General features: G+C 67.9%; 15 protein-coding genes and 1 tRNA gene. 10 read left to right on the forward strand and 6 right to left on the reverse strand.

What is annotated here, in order from left to right:
* Positions 1–7: 7 nt before the first annotated feature.
* The 3 genes from AZSP09_RS12565 (at position 8) to fumC (ending at position 3170) form a co-directional block, all read left to right on the forward strand.
* Positions 8–1468, forward strand: a complete 1461-nt coding sequence (locus AZSP09_RS12565; protein WP_152090237.1) for a permease — start codon at positions 8–10, stop codon at positions 1466–1468.
* Between the two features lie 2 nt (positions 1469–1470).
* Complete coding sequence (locus AZSP09_RS12570) at positions 1471–1713, forward strand: thioredoxin family protein (protein WP_014236032.1); 243 nt, start codon at positions 1471–1473, stop codon at positions 1711–1713.
* 65 nt (positions 1714–1778) lie between these two features.
* Positions 1779–3170 carry a class II fumarate hydratase gene (gene fumC, locus AZSP09_RS12575; protein WP_152090238.1) on the forward strand — a complete coding sequence of 464 codons (1392 nt, stop codon included), beginning with the start codon at positions 1779–1781 and terminating at the stop codon, positions 3168–3170.
* 10 nt (positions 3171–3180) lie between these two features.
* Here the strand turns inward: fumC and AZSP09_RS12580 are convergent, their stop codons facing one another.
* From AZSP09_RS12580 to AZSP09_RS12590, 3 genes are all read right to left on the reverse strand, one after another.
* The gene (locus AZSP09_RS12580; protein ID WP_172974757.1) at positions 3181–3567 is read right to left on the reverse strand and encodes a c-type cytochrome; all 387 of its coding nucleotides are present in this window, start codon (positions 3565–3567) and stop codon (positions 3181–3183) included.
* Between the two features lie 180 nt (positions 3568–3747).
* Complete coding sequence (gene ccoG / locus AZSP09_RS12585; protein WP_152090240.1) at positions 3748–5163, reverse strand: cytochrome c oxidase accessory protein CcoG; 1416 nt, start codon at positions 5161–5163, stop codon at positions 3748–3750.
* A 20-nt stretch (positions 5164–5183) separates the two neighbouring features.
* On the reverse strand, positions 5184–5900 hold the full coding sequence (locus tag AZSP09_RS12590) for an MBL fold metallo-hydrolase (RefSeq protein WP_172974758.1): 717 nt from the start codon (positions 5898–5900) through the stop codon (positions 5184–5186).
* A gap of 277 nt (positions 5901–6177) precedes the next feature.
* Here AZSP09_RS12590 and AZSP09_RS12595 point away from each other — a divergent pair, with 277 nt between their 5' ends.
* A complete protein-coding gene (locus AZSP09_RS12595; RefSeq protein WP_130459565.1) occupies positions 6178–7527 on the forward strand; it encodes a sigma-54 interaction domain-containing protein in 1350 nt (449 codons plus the stop codon).
* A gap of 167 nt (positions 7528–7694) precedes the next feature.
* Here AZSP09_RS12595 and AZSP09_RS12600 read toward each other — a convergent pair whose 3' ends face one another.
* On the reverse strand, positions 7695–8204 hold the full coding sequence (locus AZSP09_RS12600; protein ID WP_050804257.1) for a TlpA family protein disulfide reductase: 510 nt from the start codon (positions 8202–8204) through the stop codon (positions 7695–7697).
* Between the two features lie 12 nt (positions 8205–8216).
* On the opposite strand from AZSP09_RS12600, the gene AZSP09_RS12605 reads away from it, so the two are divergent.
* The 3 genes from AZSP09_RS12605 (at position 8217) to AZSP09_RS12615 (ending at position 11591) form a co-directional block, all read left to right on the forward strand.
* Complete coding sequence (locus AZSP09_RS12605) at positions 8217–8921, forward strand: DUF4197 domain-containing protein (RefSeq protein ID WP_152090242.1); 705 nt, start codon at positions 8217–8219, stop codon at positions 8919–8921.
* Positions 8922–9117: 196 nt separating this feature from the next.
* Positions 9118–11127: a UvrD-helicase domain-containing protein gene (locus AZSP09_RS12610; protein WP_152090243.1), complete on the forward strand. Its 2010-nt coding sequence runs from the start codon at positions 9118–9120 to the stop codon at positions 11125–11127.
* Between the two features lie 167 nt (positions 11128–11294).
* A complete protein-coding gene (locus AZSP09_RS12615) occupies positions 11295–11591 on the forward strand; it encodes a hypothetical protein (RefSeq protein WP_014235723.1) in 297 nt (98 codons plus the stop codon).
* Between the two features lie 107 nt (positions 11592–11698).
* Here AZSP09_RS12615 and AZSP09_RS12620 read toward each other — a convergent pair whose 3' ends face one another.
* Entirely contained in the window at positions 11699–12142 is a 444-nt protein-coding gene (locus AZSP09_RS12620) for a c-type cytochrome (RefSeq protein WP_152090244.1), read from the reverse strand.
* 129 nt (positions 12143–12271) lie between these two features.
* Between AZSP09_RS12620 and AZSP09_RS12625 the strand changes: the two genes are divergently transcribed.
* Positions 12272–12348: transfer RNA gene (locus AZSP09_RS12625), tRNA-Arg, on the forward strand.
* A gap of 99 nt (positions 12349–12447) precedes the next feature.
* Here the strand turns inward: AZSP09_RS12625 and AZSP09_RS12630 are convergent.
* A complete protein-coding gene (locus AZSP09_RS12630; protein ID WP_152090245.1) occupies positions 12448–12768 on the reverse strand; it encodes a hypothetical protein in 321 nt (106 codons plus the stop codon).
* A gap of 156 nt (positions 12769–12924) precedes the next feature.
* On the opposite strand from AZSP09_RS12630, the gene AZSP09_RS12635 reads away from it, so the two are divergent.
* On the forward strand, positions 12925–14004 hold the full coding sequence (locus AZSP09_RS12635; protein WP_152090246.1) for an HD domain-containing phosphohydrolase: 1080 nt from the start codon (positions 12925–12927) through the stop codon (positions 14002–14004).
* A 97-nt stretch (positions 14005–14101) separates the two neighbouring features.
* Entirely contained in the window at positions 14102–15964 is a 1863-nt protein-coding gene (locus AZSP09_RS12640) for a GGDEF domain-containing protein (RefSeq protein ID WP_152090247.1), read from the forward strand.
* Positions 15965–15983: the final 19 nt, after the last annotated feature.

Raw genomic sequence — 15983 nt, forward strand, 5'->3', positions numbered from 1 at the left:
GAAAGTCTTGGAAGACCTGCTGTCGCTGTTGCCGGCCCTGATCCGGGGCGGCCTGGGGAATCTGGCGGCCTACCTGGCGGCCCATGTGCTGCTCTGTCTGCTGCCGGCCTTCTGCATTGCCGGGGCCATGGCGGCCCTCATTCCCAAGGAAACCATCACCCGCTTTCTCGGGCGGCAGACACCCAAGGCGGTTTCCTATCCGGCGGCGGCCGCCGCCGGTTCGGTGCTGGCGGTCTGCTCCTGCACCATCGTGCCCCTCTTTGCCGGCATCTATCGCAAGGGGGCTGGCCTCGGCCCGGCCACCACCTTCCTCTTCTTCGCGCCGGCGGCCAACATCCTGGCCCTGGTCTACACCGGCGGCATCATCGGCGTGGACCTGGCCGTGGCCCGGCTGCTGTTGTCCCTGACGTTCGCCATCGGCATCGGCCTGATCATGGCCCTGCTCTTCCGCGCCGACGACAGTGCCCGGGACCGGGCCACGGACGCCCTGTTCAGCGCCCAGGCCGCCGCCGGCCTGTCCCGGGGCGCCCTGGCCTTCCTCCTGGTGTGGATCGGCCTGCTCCTGGCCGGCACCCTGAAGGTCGGCCTGCTCACCGGCAGCCTGTGGCAGTTCGATCTGGCCTGGGCCGGCAGCGCCGACTGGCAGGCCCTGCTCGACCGCCTGGTGCCCTATGACGCCAGCCGCGGCGAGGAGGGCGTCTCCCTCCAGGGCGTGCTGCTCATCGGCCTGCTCGGCGGCATCGGCCTCAGCGCCCGCCTGGGCCTGGAGAACATCGAGGCCGGGGCCAACGGCTGGACCCGCCTGTGCCTCGCCCTGGTGGCCCTGACCCTGCTGGTGGCCGCCCTCTCGGTGCAGGCGGTGCCCGGCGGCCTGCGCCTGGGGCTGGGCGGCAAGTTCCTCGGCGTCGCCCTGGCCCTGGCCGTGCTGGCCTGGCTGGGGAGCCGCCACCTGACGGCGGAGGATCGCCGGGCCTGGCTGTGGGAGTCCTGGCGCTTCGTCAAACAGATTTTCCCCCTGCTGGTGATCGGCGTCTTCGTCGTCGGCATGATCCGGGTGGTGCTGCGGCCGGAATGGATCGAGATGGTGGCCGGCAGCAACACCCTGCTGGGCAATCTGGCCGGCGTCGGCTTCGGTGTCTTCATGTACTTCCCGACCCTGGTGGAGGTGCCCATCGCCAAGATATTCCTCGACCTGGGCATGCACCGGGGCCCCCTGCTGGCCTACCTGATGTCGGACCCGGAACTGTCCCTGCAGAGCATCCTCATCATCACCGCCATCATCGGCCGCACCAAGACCTGGACCTATGTGGGCCTGGTGGCCCTGTTCAGCGCTGCCGCCGGCCTCACCTACGGCGCCTGGGTGGATGGCGCCCCGCCCCTGCTGCTGGTCCTGGGCATCGGCGGCGCCATGGCCGGCCTGGGCCTGCTGCTGGCGGCGGCCAACCGTTTTTCCGCGAAAGGAGTGTGATCATGCTGACCATCAAAGTGCTCGGCCCCGGCTGTGCCAACTGCAAGAAACTGGAGGAGGTGGCGCGGCAGGCGGTGACCCTGGCCGGCGTCGAGGCGGAGGTGCTGAAGATCACCGACATGGGCGAGATCATCGCCCACGACGTGCTGCAGACGCCGGGCCTGGTGATCAACGGCAAGCTGGTGTCCTCCGGCCGCATTCCCACCGCCGGCACCGTGGCCGACTGGCTGCGGGCCGCCGGCTGAAGCTCCGCACCGCAACCCTCCGGCCCGGCGCCGGTCCAATCCGGCAGTGCAAGCGGAGCAAGCCCATGTCCCAGCGTCTCGAACACGATACCTTCGGTCCCATCGCCGTGCCGGCGGAGCGCCTGTGGGGCGCCCAGACCCAGCGTTCCCTGGAACACTTCGCCATTTCCAGCGAGACCATGCCGCCTGAGCTGATCCGTGCCCTGGCCCTGGTCAAGCAGGCGGCGGCGCAAGTGAATGGCGAACTGGGTCTGTTGCCCCCGCCCGTGGCCGGGGCCATCGCGGCGGCGGCGGATGAGGTGCTGGCGGGCCGGCACCCGGCGGAGTTTCCCCTTTCCGTGTGGCAGACCGGCTCCGGCACCCAGAGCAACATGAACATGAACGAGGTGCTGGCCAACCGGGCCTCGGAGCTGCTCGGCGGCCCCCGGGGCGAAGGGCGCCTGGTGCATCCCAATGACCAAGTGAACCTGGGCCAGTCCTCCAACGACATCTTTCCCACCGCCATCCACGTGGCGGCCACCCTGGCCGTGGACGGCCGCCTGCTGCCGGCCCTGGCGGAACTGCGCCAAGCCCTGGCGGCCAAGGCGGAGACATTCGCCGACCTGATCAAGATCGGCCGCACCCACCTGCAGGACGCCACCCCCATCACCCTGGGGCAGGAGTTCTCCGGTTACGTCGCCCAACTGGAGCAGGCGGAGCGCGGCATCCAGGCCGCCCTGCCCGGACTGCGGCAGCTGGCGGCGGGCGGCACGGCGGTGGGCACGGGACTCAATACCCATGCGGAGTTCGGGGCACGGGTGGCGGAGAAGCTCGCCCATGGCTGCTCCCAGCCCTTCGTGCCGGCGGCTAATCCCTTTGCCGCCCTGGCCGGCCACGAGGCCCTGCTTTTTGCCCACGGCGCCCTCAAGACCCTGGCCGGGGCCCTCATGAAAATCGCCAACGACCTGCGCTGGCTGGCCTCCGGCCCCCGCTCGGGCCTGGGGGAGATTGCCCTGCCGGAAAACGAGCCGGGCAGCTCCATCATGCCGGGCAAGGTGAACCCGACCCAGTGCGAAGCCCTCACCATGGTCTGTGCCCAGGTCTTCGGCAACGACGTGGCCATCAATATCGGCGGCGCCTCCGGCAATTTCGAACTGAACGTGTTCAAGCCCCTGCTGGCCCACAACTTCCTGCAGAGCGTGCGCCTTCTCGGCGACGCCATGGAGAGCTTCAGCCGCCATTGCGTGGTGGGCATCGTGCCCAACCGGGAGCGCATGGATGAGTTGCTGGAACGCTCCCTCATGCTGGTCACTGCCCTGGCGCCCCACATCGGCTACGAACGGGCGGCGGCAGTGGCCAAGCAGGCCCACCGCGACGGCAGCACCCTGCGCCAGGCGGCCCTGGCCCTGGGCTACGTTACGGCGGAGGAGTTTGATGCCTGGGTGCGGCCCGAGGCCATGCTCGGGCCTCGGGGCTAGGGGCTAAGACTTAGGGATTGCTGCTGTAGCGGGCCGGCGGCTCGTCCAGGGAGAGGACCCATTCGGCCAGGGTCTGGGCTTCGGCCTCGCTTACCGGATTGGCCGGCATGGAGAGTTCCCCCCAGTTGCCCTTGCCCCCGTCGCGGATTTTCTTCGCCAGCTGGGCCACCACGTCCGGCGTGTGGGGGTACTTCTTGGCGATCTCCTGGTAGGAAGGGCCGATGCGCTTGCTGTCCACCGTATGGCAGCCCAGGCAGCCGCGGAACACGGCGATTTCGGCACCCCTGGCCAGCTTGCCGCTGTCGCAGAAGGCGCGGGCGGCGGAGGCGCTGTTGTCGGCCGCCTGCACGGCACCCCAGGAAAGGACCAGACCCATCATCAGCAGCCGGTAAATCATGATGCATACCCCTGTCTTGTTATTTGGCTCACACCGCTGCATTGCAGCATGGGGGCCAAGTTACGCCAAAAGGCAGAGGGGAAACCCTGAAATAGTTGGCATTTCTCGACAAATTGCGGGCAAAAAAAGGCCGGGAAGGCTGATGCCGACCCGGCCGAATGGAAGCCTCGTCAGAGGCTCTCAGGGAAGCATGAAGACGGCTTTTTCCCGGATGCGGATGTTGGAGCCATCCATGGCCTCGATCTCGAATATGATGGGGTTCGAGCCCTTCTTGCCCGCGTCGGGCTGGACCTGCAGGGAGGTCATGAGGGAGGTGGTGGTGGCTGCCGGCACGTCCACTTCGGCGGCGCCGCCCACTTCCAGGCCATCCAGGCCGGTGGCCTTGATGCGGTAGCGGTGGGCCTGCTCGTCGGTGTTCATGAAGCGCAGGGTGAAGGTGTTTTCGATCAGGCCCATGTCCGTTTCCCGGGCCAGGGCGCCGCGGTCGCGGATGACGTCCACCTTGAGCGGGATGCGGTGGGCGATGAACCAGGCGGTGGTCAGGGTGATGGCGGCCAGGATCACGGAGTAGAGGAGGATGCGCGGCCGCACCACGTGGCCCAGGATCTCCTTCTTGGTGAGATGGCGGGCCATGGCGTTTTCGGTGGAGTAGCGGATCAGGCCCCGGGGGTAATTGACCTTGTCCATCACCTCGTCGCAGGCGTCGATACAGGCGGCGCAGCCGATGCACTCATATTGCAGGCCGTTGCGGATGTCGATGCCGGTGGGGCAGACCTGGACGCAGATGCCACAATCGACGCACTCGCCCAGGCCCAGGGCCTTGGGATCGGCGCCCTTCTTGCGGGTGCCCCGGGGTTCGCCGCGCTCGGGATCGTAGGTGATGATCAGGGTGTCCGGGTCGAACATGACGCTCTGGAAGCGGGCGTAGGGGCACATGTACTTGCACACCTGCTCGCGCATGAAGCCGGCCATCATGTAGGTGAAGCCGCCGTAGAAGAAGGTCCAGAAGGTCTCCCAGGGGCCGAAGCTGAAGGTCTTCAGTTCCGTCAGCAGCTCGCTCATGGGGGTGAAGTAGCCCACCAGGGTGAAGCCGGTGAAGACGGAGAGGATCAGCCAGAGGGCGTGCTTGGTCGCCTTGATGCGGAGCTTGCGGGCGTCCATGGGCGCCTTCTCCAGCTTCATGCGGGCCGGGCGGTCGCCTTCGATCCAGTTCTCGATCCACATGAACACTTCCGTGTAGACCGTCTGGGGACAGGCGTAGCCGCAGAACAGGCGCCCGGCGACGGCGGTCACCAGGAACAGGCCGTAGGCCGAGATGATGAGCAGGATAGCCAGGTAGAAGACGTCCTGGGGCCACAGCACCAGGCCGAAGATGTAGAACTTGCGCTCCACCAGGTGGAACAGCACGGCCTGGCGGTCGTTCCACATCAGCCAGGGGGTGCCGTAGAACAGCAGCTGGGTGAACAGCACCAGGAAGATCCGCCAGTTGGCGAAGCGACCGTGGGCGGTGCGGGCGTGGATCGTCTTGTGCTTTTCGTAGAGGCTGCCGGTATCGCCGTTGTCGGGCTGCGGCTGCTCTGGGGCGTTAGCGCTCATGGATCATTTCCTCTCGGGCTTTAGTTATTTGGAGATACGGGCGACCGTTCACGCAGGACCGAACCGCCGCCCTGGCGATTGGCTGCAAGCATGGCCTCGGCCCGTTCGCCCATGGGCTGGGAACGGTCCTGGGCCATGAATTCGTCGCGGCTGATGCCGCAGAACAGGGGATTGCCCTGGCGCTCGTCGCCGATGCAACTGACGCGGCGGCCGTCCCGGTCGTGGCCGGGGAAGACTAACAGTTCGTCGGGCAGGGGCAGCAGTTTTCGCGTGACGCTGTCGTAGTGGGTGCCGGCATTGCCGCCCGGTTCGCCGGTGGCGCCGCAGCTGCCGATGAGCAGGGCGTCGCCGGTCAGCAGGCGGTCTTCCCAGAGCAGGGTGATGCAGCCGGGGGTGTGGCCCGGGGTGGCCAGCACTTCCAGGTGCAGGTCGGCTAGGTCCAGGCTGTCGCCGTCGGCCAGCTGCCGGTCGGTGCCGCCGATGCCGCTGCACAGGCCGGCGGCGTAGAGGCAGCCGGTATGCCGGATCAGGGTGGGGGCGGCGGAAAGGTGGTCGCTGTGCAGGTGGGTGTCCACCACGCAGGCCAGGTTCAGTTCCAGTTCGCCCAGCAGGCCCAGGTAGAGGGGCGACTGGTCGGCCACCGGGTCCACCAGCAGGGCTGCCCGACTGGCCCGGGAGCCGATCAGGTAGGTGTAGGTGGCGCTGCTGCTGTCCCGCAGCTGCCGGAAAATGAACACAAACGACTCCTGGTTGGAAAGTGGTGGAAACCGGAGTCTTGTCCCACGCCCGGGAGGGGAGGATGCCGTGTCGGAGAGGCTGCGGACGGGGCTTGAAACCGGTTTCCTGTCCATTCCATAACAAGAGCCGTGCCAGCCCCGGCGTCTGCCTGGAGTTTCCATTTAATCAATGGCTTGTGTTTTGTCCGGGGCTCGGGGCGGGCGCTTGCGGGCCATCGCTTGTCAAATATGGCGGCAAATAATTGCACAACTGACAAAATCGGCAGAAGATTCGCCCATGGATTATTCGGCCAGCCAGCTCAACGAGCTCATCTCCTTCCTCGACGGCCTGCCCGAGCCCCGCATCGTGATGGACGCGGATTACCGCATCGTCGCCGCCAACAAGGCCTACCGCCGGGAATACGCGGGCAGCGGCAGCGGCGGCGTCGCCTCCATCCTGGGGCGGCGCTGCTACGAGGTTTCCCACCACTTCACCGTGCCCTGCGACCAGGCCGGGGAATCCTGCCCCCTCAAGCTGTCCCAGGAGGAGGGCGCCTCCCGCCGCGTCCTGCACCTGCACCACACGCCCCGGGGCGAGGAGCACGTGGACGTGGAAACCACGCCGGTGCGGGACCAGGAAGGGCGCATCGTCTACTTCGTCGAAACCCTGCGCATGGTGCAGCAGGCCAGCAGCCGGCCCGCCGCCCAGGGCCTGGTGGGGCGCTCGCCGGCCTTCCAGCAGATGCTGGAAAAGGTGCTGCGGGTGGCGCCGGCCCAGGCCACGGTGCTGTTGCTGGGGGAGACCGGCACCGGCAAGGAACTGGTGGCCCAGGCGGTGCACGAGGCCAGCGGGCGGCGGGACAGTCCCTTCGTGGCGGTGGACTGCACCGGCCTCACCGAAAACCTGTTCGAGAGCGAACTGTTCGGCCACGAGAAGGGCGCCTTCACCGGCGCCGCCTTCCGCAAGCTGGGCCTGGTGGAGTCGGCCAGCGGCGGCACCCTGTTCCTGGACGAGATCGGCGAACTGCCGCCGGCCCTTCAGGTCAAGCTGCTGCGCCTGCTGGAAACCGGCACCTACCGCCGGGTCGGCGGCGTGGACACCCTGCGCGCCGACTTCCGCCTGGTGGCCGCCACCCACCGGGACCTGAAGGAAATGGTGCGCCAGGAGCGCTTCCGCCGCGACCTCTACTACCGGCTCAACACCTTTCCCATCCACACCCCGTCCCTGGCCGAACGGCGGGAGGACATTCCCCTGCTGGCCGCCTCCCTGCTGGAGCGGGTGGACCACCGGCCCGGCCGCCACTTCTCCGCCGAGGCCCTGGCCTGGCTGGCGGGCCGCAACTGGGAAGGCAACATCCGGGAGCTGCGCAACCTCATCGAACGGGCCACCCTGATGAGCGACGGCGAGGAAATCAGCGCCGCCAAGCTGGCCGAGGTGGCGGATGACGGCGGCGAGAGCAGGGCCCTGGCGGAGGGCGTGGGCGGTGGGGCGGACGACAGTTTCCGGGTGCCGGGCCCGCTGCCCCTGGCGCAACTGGAGCAGCGCTATCTGACCTGGCTGATGGCCCGCCCGGGCGCCGACGTGCGCACCCTGGCCCCGGCCCTGGGAGTCAGCGAACGGACCCTCTACCGCAAGTTGCAGCGGTGAGGGCTTGTTTTTAGCCACAGAGGGCACAGAGATCACAGAGGAAAGACAATGCTCCCATCACGCCTGGGGTGCATCAGGCCGTGCCGCCCAGGGTTTTTCCCCGCTGTGATTTCTGCGCCCCGAAGGAAGTCCCCTTGGGGGATGCCCTCTGTGGCCAGGGGCATTCCTCAAGGCCGTTCCGCCAGCAGCTTTTCCACCATGGCCCGCAGGCGGCCGGGGTCGGGCTTGCCGGGCAGGCGCTGGGCGATGCGGCCGCTGCGGTCGAGGAGGAAGGTCAGGGGCGGATTGGCACTGCCCAGGGCGAAACCCCGGGCGGCGCTGCCGTCGTCCTGGGCGACGCGGAAGGGCAGGCTGTTGGCGTAGGCGTAGCTGGCCACCTGGCGCGGCTGGTCGTAAACCATGGCCACCGCCAGGGTCTCCAGGCCCCGGGCCTGGTAGCGGCGATGCAGCTGGGCCAGTTCGGCCAGGGTGTGGTCGCAGTCGCCGCAGGTGGTGGCCCAGAACTGCAGGATCACCACCTTGCCGCGCAGCTGGGCCAGGCTGACGCCGGGGGCGCCCAGCACCTTCAGTTCAACCGCCGGGGCGGCCTGCCGCTTGCCGAGAAAGGTCAGCATGGCGCCGCTCATTGCGAGCACGGCGAGCAGCAGGATAAGCTTGTGGCCCCGGGACATCATCATCAGGAGCAGGCTATGGAATTGAACACGGTCATCAATCGCTTCGGCGGACGCTGCATTGTGGGCATTTTGACGGCCCTTGTCATCAGCATGCCGGCCGCCGCCCAGGTGAGCAACGGCGAGGCCGTCTCCGGCCTCAAGGAAGCCCTGACCCGGGGCGCCGAGGTGGCGGTGAGCCAGCTGGGCAAGACCGACGGCTTCCTCGGCAACGACAAGGTGCGCATTCCCCTGCCCGGTGCCCTGGAGGATGCCGCCGAGATGATGAAGAAATTCGGCGCCGGCAAGCAGGCCGACCAGCTGGTGGAAACCATGAACCGGGCGGCGGAGGCGGCGGTGGTGGAAGCCAAGCCCCTGCTGGTGAAGGCGGTCAAGGAAATGAGCGTGAAGGACGCCCAGGGCATCCTTACCGGCGGCGACGATGCGGCCACCCAGTATTTCAAGCGCAGCACCTCCGAGCCCCTGGCCAAAAAGTTCCTGCCCATCGTCAAGAAGGCCACGGCCAAGGTGCAGCTGGCGGACAAGTACAACCAGTTCGCCGGCAAGGCCGCCAAGTTTCACCTCATCGACGCCAAGGACGCCAACCTGGATGACTACGTCACGCGCAAGGCCCTGGACGGCCTCTACCTGATCATCGCCGAGCAGGAGAAGGCCATCCGCAAGGACCCCATCGGCACCGGCAGCAAGGTCATCGGCAAGGTCTTCGGCAGCCTGCTCAAGTAACCCGGCCCGGGATCCAGGAAGGACGCGGCTTTCCGGCGGTGCATGCCGGAGAGTGGCGTCCCTCCTGTCTCCTGGCAATGCCTCCCGGCGCGGCGCAGGCCGCTCCGAAATGGACTAAAATCTGCCCCACCGAATCACCCGCGCCCCGCTCTGCCGGGGCGCGGCGTTTCTGCCCTGCCGAAAGCCCCTTGATCCCGTGTCCAGCCCCGTTCCCCTGCACAGCCTGAATCCGCCCCAGCGCGAAGCCATCTACTACCTGGACGGCCCCCTGCTCGTCCTGGCCGGCGCCGGCTCGGGCAAGACCCGGGTGATCACCCAGAAGATCGCCTACCTGATCCAGGAATGCGGCATGAACCCGGCCAACATCGCCGCCATCACCTTCACCAACAAGGCGGCCCGGGAAATGCAGGAACGGGTCGGCCAGCTGCTCCAGGGCGGCTCCACCGCCGGCCTCACCATCTGCACCTTCCACTCCCTCGGCGTGCGTATCCTGCGGGAGGAGGCCAAGGCCCTGGGCTACAAGCCCAAGTTCTCCATCTTCGATTCCACCGACTGCTACAGCATCTTCGCCGACCTCTCGGCCAGCGTGGACAAGGCCACCATTCGCAGCATCCAGTGGCTCGTCTCCGGCTGGAAGAACGCCATGAAGTCGCCGGACCAGGCCGCCGCCGAGGCCAAGAGCGAGATCGAGGTTCTCGCCGCCAAGGCCTACCGGGATTATGCCGCCACCCTCAAGGCCTACCAGGCGGTGGATTTCGACGACCTGATCCTGCTGCCGATGCAGCTTTTCCAGGAACACCCGAAGATCCGCGACAAGTGGCAGAACCGCCTGCGCTACCTGCTGGTGGACGAATACCAGGACACCAATGCCTGCCAGTACCAGCTGCTCAAGCTGCTGACCGGGCCCCGGGCCATGTTCACCGCCGTGGGCGACGACGATCAGGCCATCTACGGCTGGCGCGGCGCCGACGTGGAAAACCTGCGGGGCCTGCCGCGGGACTATCCCAACCTGAAGCTGATCATGCTGGAGCAGAACTACCGCTCCACCGCCCGCATCCTGCAGGCCGCCAACAACGTCATCGGCAACAACGAAAAGCTGTTCGAGAAAAAGCTGTGGTCCGACCTGGGCCACGGCGAGGCCATCCGCGGCACCGTCTGCCGCGACAACGAGCACGAGGCCGAGTCGGTGGTGATGAAGCTGCTGGCCGACAAGTTCGAGAAGCGCAGCAAGTTCTCCGACTACGCCATCCTCTACCGCTCCAACCACCAGGCCCGGCTGTTCGAAACCCACCTACGCAACAACCGGGTGCCCTACGTCATGTCCGGCGGCACCAGCTTCTTCGAGAAGTCCGAGATCAAGGACGTCATCGCCTACCTGCGCCTGCTGGCCAACCAGGACGACGATCCGGCCTTCATCCGCGCCGTCACCACGCCCAAGCGGGGCGTCGGCGGCACCACCCTGGAAGCCCTGGGCACCTATGCCGGCGAACGCCACATCTCCCTCTTCGCCGCCGCCTTCGAGGAAGGCTTCGCCCAGCGCGTCAGCCACCGTCAGCTGGAGCCCCTGCTGCAGTTCTGCGAGTTCATCAACCGGGTCGAGCAGCGGGCCCTGCGGGAGCCCGCTGGCGAAGTGCTGAACGACATGCTCACCGCCATCGGCTACGAGGCCTGGCTCTACGACCACGAGGAGACCCGGGCCGCCGACAGCAAATGGGGCAACGTGCGGGAGTTTTCCCAGTGGCTGGCGGGCAAGGGCGAGAAGGACGAAAAGACCCTCATCGACCTGACCCAGACCATCGCCCTCATCAACATGCTGGACAAGCAGAACGAGGACAGCGAGTTCGACGCGGTGCAGCTGTCCACCCTGCACGCCGCCAAGGGCCTGGAGTACAAGAACGTCTTCCTGGTGGGGGTGGAGGAGGGCATCCTGCCCCACAGCAGCTCGGTCGAGTCGGGCACGGTGGAGGAGGAACGGCGCCTGATGTACGTCGGCATCACCCGGGCGCGGCAGCACCTGCACCTCTCCTGGTGCGAGAAGCGCAAGCAGGGCAAGGAAATGTACCCCTGCGAACCCTCCCGCTTCATCGCCGAAATGGGCAACGACCTGCGCATCAGCGGCGGCAAGGCGGCCGCCGAGCCGGACAAGGCCATCAGCAAGGCCCGCTTCGCCAACCTGCGCAACATGCTGGGCAGCGGCGAAAGCTGAGCCCGTCCCATCCCTTTCCCTGTTCCGGCTCCCGGCCGCGTTACAAGGCGTTACGGGGAGTTACCGTTCACCTGCAAACCGGAAGTTGGTGGTTGGCGTTATTGCCCTCAAGGGAGCGAAATGGTTTCGCGACCGGAAGGACAAGCCAAATTTCAGGAGATAGAGAAATGACCAAGAACCTCATCGCTGTTGCCCTCTTCGCTGCTTTCGGTACCGCTTTCGCCCAGGCTCCCGCCACGCCGGCCACCCCCGCCACTCCTGCGGCGCCTGCCGCTGCACCGGCCAAGGCCGCGGTGGAAGCACCGAAGGCCGAAGTGAAGGCGGAAGCGAAGGCCGAGGCCAAGCCGGCCGTGAAGCACGGCCACAAGAAGGTGGAGAAGAAGGCCGAGCAGGCCGGCGAGAAGGCTGAAAAGGCCGAGGCCGCCAAGCCCGAAGCGAAGCCTGCCGAACCCGCCAAGAAGTAAGGCTTACGCGGCCAACCCGAAGGCCGCTGCAACATGAAAAAAGGGCGCCGGATCGTAAGATCCGGCGCCCTTTTTTGCGGGACCGGAAAGCTCCGGTCCGTCGCGGCTTACTTGGACAGGCCGACCAGGTAATCCACCACCTTCTTGAAGTCGTCGTCGCTCAGGCTGGAACCGCCCTTGGGAGGCATGGCGCCCTTGCCGCCGATGGCGTTCTTGTACAGGGTGTCCTTGCCCGCGGCGATGCGGGGAGCCCAGGCAGCCTTGTCGCCGGCCTTGGGAGCGCCGGCAGCGCCGGAAGCGTGACAGGCGGCGCAGACGGCGTTGTAGGTGGCCTTGGGATCGACGGGGCCGGCGGGAGCGGCGGCGCTGGCCACCTGCAGGGCCACCTTGGCCACCGGAGCGATGCGGGCATCGGCGTCTTCGGCGCTGGCGCCGCCGGCGGTGCCCTTGCCCAGCTTGGACAGGGGAACGAGGGCCACCATGAGGACGATCGCGATCGCGATCGACCAGTACATGATGGACTTGCTGGAGTGGTCTTGTTGGTCAGCCATGGGGAAAATTCCTTTTATTTCATGCCGGGGGGAGGGTGCGAGGGGCGAATTATATCCGCAAAGTCAGAGTGATCCCAAGGGCGGGCATGGACGCCCGGGGAAAAACCGGGTATTCTTGCCGTCCCTTTTGCGCCCGTAGCTCAGCTGGATAGAGTACTGCCCTCCGAAGGCAGGGGTCGTGCGTTCGAATCGCGCCGGGCGCGCCAAGTTTCAGAAAATGGACACCTCCGGGTGTCCATTTTCATTTCCGCCGTCCCTTTTCCCTTCCGTCCTGTTCCCGCTCCCGGCATTTCCCGTGGCCGGCCCTATTGCCCGTCCTCCAGGCCGCTGGCGGCGAGGAAGCGCTGCCGGGCGGCCTCCAGTTGACCCTGGGCCTGGGGCGGCACCAGTTGGCGGCATTCGGCGTAGAAGCGGGACCAGGCCTGGCCCAGGGCGGCCCGGTCCGCCGCCGGCGCCGCGGCGGCAGGGGTGCCGGCAACGGCGCCGGCGGCGGCCTGCAGCACCATGTAGCGGGGCACCACCCGGGTTTCGCCGCCTTCGCCGCGGGCCATCATGGGGCCGGTCTTGACGTAGGTTTGTCCTTCCAGGACGAAACGTCCGCCGAGGGGAATGTCGTTGATCTTCATGGTCGTTCTCCGGGTGTTGCCGGGCAGGTTGGGGAGCCGGCCGGGCGGCCGGGCAACGGGCCGCATTCTAGTCCGCCGGGCGGCCACCGCAAGGGCTGGTTTGGCCGCATCAAAGGCGTATGATGGACTAAGCCATAAGTAATAGGCCAAGCCATCATGACACTCTGCGAACCCCTCCCGTCCCTGGGGGACCCCGTTGCCAGGCCGCCATTCGAGGAAGCCGGAGCCCGCTTCCGGCCCATCATGGACGCCATGACCGCCCATATCGCCCTGCTCGACGGGGCCGGCACCATCGTGGCGGTTAACGAGGCCTGGAAACGCTTCGCCGACAGCAACTGCGGCCGTTCCCCCGGCTATGGCCTGGGCCTCAACTACCTGCAGCTGCTCGACGGCATGCAGGGCTGCCAGCCCTGCGCCCGGTGCAGTGCCGAAGAGATGGAGCTGGCCCGCCGCATTGCCGGCGGCATCCGGGCCGTGCTCAAGGGGCGGTCGCCCAAGTTCCAGATCGAGTATCCCTGCCACTCGCCCACGGAGCGGCGCTGGTTCCTGCTCACCGTTTCCCCTTTCCCCGACGATGGCGGCCCGATCCGCGCCGTGGTGGCCCACGAGGATTTGACGCCCCTGCGCGCCGCCCAGGAAGCGGCCCTGCACCACAGCGCCCAGCTGGCGGCCTCCTTCAGCCGGACGGTGGATGCCATCGCCCTGGCCATCGAGAAGCGGGACGCCTACACCGCCGGCCACCAGAACCAGGTGGCGACCCTGTGCGAGGCCATCGCCCGCCGCCTGGAGCTTGATGAAGAGCAGCGCCAGGGGCTGCAGCTGGGCGCCCGCATCCACGACATCGGCAAGATCTCCGTCCCCCTCGACATTCTCGGCAAGCCGGGGAAGCTGTCGCCGCCGGAACTGGAAATCATCCGCTACCACCCCCAGGTGGGTTACGAAATCCTGTGCGGCATCGATTTTCCCTGGCCCATCGCCGACATGGTGCACCAGCACCACGAACGGGTGGACGGCAGCGGCTATCCCCAGGGGCTGGCGGGCGAGGACATCTGCCTGGAAGCCCGCATCATCGCCGTGGCCGACGTCTTCGACGCCATCATTTCCCACCGCCCCTACCGGGCCGCCCGTTCCCGGGAAGAGGGGCTGCGGGAGCTTGCCCTGGGCCGCGGCAGCCGTTTCGATGCCCGGGTGGTGGATGCCCTGCTGGCCCACCTGGCGGAGGCGGAGGGCGCCTGACCACCGTGCTGCCATGACCCTCCCGCGCTGCGGCCGGCGTACAATGCCAAACGCCTAGAACCGGGAACAACCCGGCGGGATCAAGGGAGGTGGGATCGTGGTGGCAGGAGCGTACCCCGGCCGGGAGGTGCCCGGACATGTGCCCTGGTGGCAGCGCATTTCCGTGCGCATCGGCGTCGGCGCCATGCTGGTGCTGGTGGCCGCCCTGGTGGTGGTGGGTTGGCTGGTGACCCGGCAGGAGGAGCGCCTCTACGGCGAACAGCACACGGCCCACGCCCACAAGATTTCCAGCCTGGTGGCCGAGGGCCTGGTGCGGCGCATGCTGGCCGGCGGCGGTGCCGCCGCCTGGGACGGCGTCACCCGGGAAGCTTCCACCTACATCGAGACGGCCGGCGTCGGCCGCATTTCCGTGCTGGCCCGCAACGGCAGCGTCAAGGCCAGTACCGACCCGTCCCTGCGCGGCGGCAGCATCGAGGTGGCCGGCAACCCGGCCTGCCCCGGCTGCGACGGCATGGTGCCCGAACAGTTTCCCGTCACCCGGGCCGTGGTGGATGCGGCGGGCCAGCACTGGCTGCGGGTGGTCGGCGCCGTGCCGGCCCGGCCCGAATGCAAGGGCTGCCACCAGGACCCGGGGGAAAAGCTGCGGGGCCTGGTGCTGGTGGATTTCGACCTGACCCCCCTCAACCAGGCTGCCGCCGAGCGGCGCCGCGGCCTGCTGCTGATCGGCCTGGCCTGCGGCCTGGTGTCCCTGGTGCTGATCTACTGGTTATTCCGCCGCTCCGTGCTGGAGCCGGTAGAGGTGCTGGTGGACACGGCCGGGCGCCTGGCCGGCGGCGACCTGCAGGCCCGGGCGCCGGTGGCCGAACGGGGCGAACTAGGCCATCTGGCGGCCCATTTCAACCACATGGTGGACCGCATCGAGGACCAGGTGGCCCGTCTCGAATCCTCCAACCTGGAGTCGGGCCTGCTGTACACCCTGGTGGTGGAGGTCTCCCGCAACATGGAAATGTCGGCGGTGGCCTCCACCGTGGTGCGGGTCCTGGAACAGAAGCTGGCGCCGGCCTTCGTCGCCTTCTTCGCCGAATCGGCCGACGGCACCTGGGTCTGCGCCAGTGACCGCAGCGAGGCCCTGTTCACCGGCGAAGGCGCCCTGGCGCCGGCCCTGCTGGGCCAGGAAGCCCTGGCCCGGGAGGCCCTGGACGGCTTTCCCCTGTCCATGGCCCAGGCGGCGGTGGCCAGCCTGGAACTGCAACTGGGCGTGGGCGGTGGCGCCCTGCATTTCGCCGTGCCCCTGGGCAGCGGCGGCCGCCTCTCCGGCCTCCTGGTGTGCAGCATGGAAGGGGCTTCCCGGGTCCAGGCCGACGAGGAACTGCTGGCCAACCTGGGCGGCCACCTGACCCTGGCGGTGGAAAACTCGCGCAACTACACCGGCGCCGTCACCGATCCCCTGACCCGCTGCCGCAACCGCCGCTACGGCCTGGCCCGGCTCGACGAGGCGGCCTACGCCTCGCGCCGCCACGAGATCGAACTGGCGGTGGCCATGCTCGACATCGACCACTTCAAGCGCATCAACGACAGCCACGGCCACCCCGCGGGGGACCAGGTGCTGCGGGAGACGGCGCGGCGCCTGATGGACACCATCCGCAAGGCCGACGTGCCGATCCGCTACGGCGGCGAGGAGTTCCTGGTGATCCTGCCCCAGACCCGGGAGGAGGACCTGGCGGCCGTGGGCGAGCGCCTGCGGGCGGCCGTCGGCGCGGCGCCGGTGCGGGTGGTGCTGCCCGGCAACGTGGTGCTGGAGATTGCGGTGAGCGTCAGCGTCGGCCTGGCCAGCTACCGGGGCGAGGGGGACGAGGCCGATGCCCTCATCGCCCGGGCCGACCAGGCCCTGTACCGGGCCAAGGCGGGGGGCCGCAACCGGGTGGAGGTGGTGGGCGGCGACGACGGGGGCCAGGCGTGAATTAGGTCACGATCGTGGC

Source organism: Azospira sp. I09 (assembly GCF_009177135.1).
In the GTDB taxonomy this organism is placed as follows: Bacteria; Pseudomonadota; Gammaproteobacteria; order Burkholderiales; family Rhodocyclaceae; genus Azospira; species Azospira oryzae.

Bases quoted from the DNA above. Each gene is read 5' to 3' on its own strand.
- AZSP09_RS12570 (WP_014236032.1), top strand. From the start codon at position 1,471: ATGCTGACCATCAAAGTGCTCGGCCCCGGCTGTGCCAACTGCAAGAAA.
- fumC (WP_152090238.1), top strand. From the start codon at position 1,779: ATGTCCCAGCGTCTCGAACACGATACCTTCGGTCCCATCGCCGTGCCG.
- AZSP09_RS12580 (WP_172974757.1), bottom strand. From the start codon at position 3,567: ATGATTTACCGGCTGCTGATGATGGGTCTGGTCCTTTCCTGGGGTGCC.
- ccoG (WP_152090240.1), bottom strand. From the start codon at position 5,163: ATGAGCGCTAACGCCCCAGAGCAGCCGCAGCCCGACAACGGCGATACC.
- AZSP09_RS12595 (WP_130459565.1), top strand. From the start codon at position 6,178: ATGGATTATTCGGCCAGCCAGCTCAACGAGCTCATCTCCTTCCTCGAC.
- AZSP09_RS12600 (WP_050804257.1), bottom strand. From the start codon at position 8,204: ATGATGATGTCCCGGGGCCACAAGCTTATCCTGCTGCTCGCCGTGCTC.
- AZSP09_RS12605 (WP_152090242.1), top strand. From the start codon at position 8,217: ATGGAATTGAACACGGTCATCAATCGCTTCGGCGGACGCTGCATTGTG.
- AZSP09_RS12615 (WP_014235723.1), top strand. From the start codon at position 11,295: ATGACCAAGAACCTCATCGCTGTTGCCCTCTTCGCTGCTTTCGGTACC.
- AZSP09_RS12620 (WP_152090244.1), bottom strand. From the start codon at position 12,142: ATGGCTGACCAACAAGACCACTCCAGCAAGTCCATCATGTACTGGTCG.
- AZSP09_RS12630 (WP_152090245.1), bottom strand. From the start codon at position 12,768: ATGAAGATCAACGACATTCCCCTCGGCGGACGTTTCGTCCTGGAAGGA.
- AZSP09_RS12635 (WP_152090246.1), top strand. From the start codon at position 12,925: ATGACACTCTGCGAACCCCTCCCGTCCCTGGGGGACCCCGTTGCCAGG.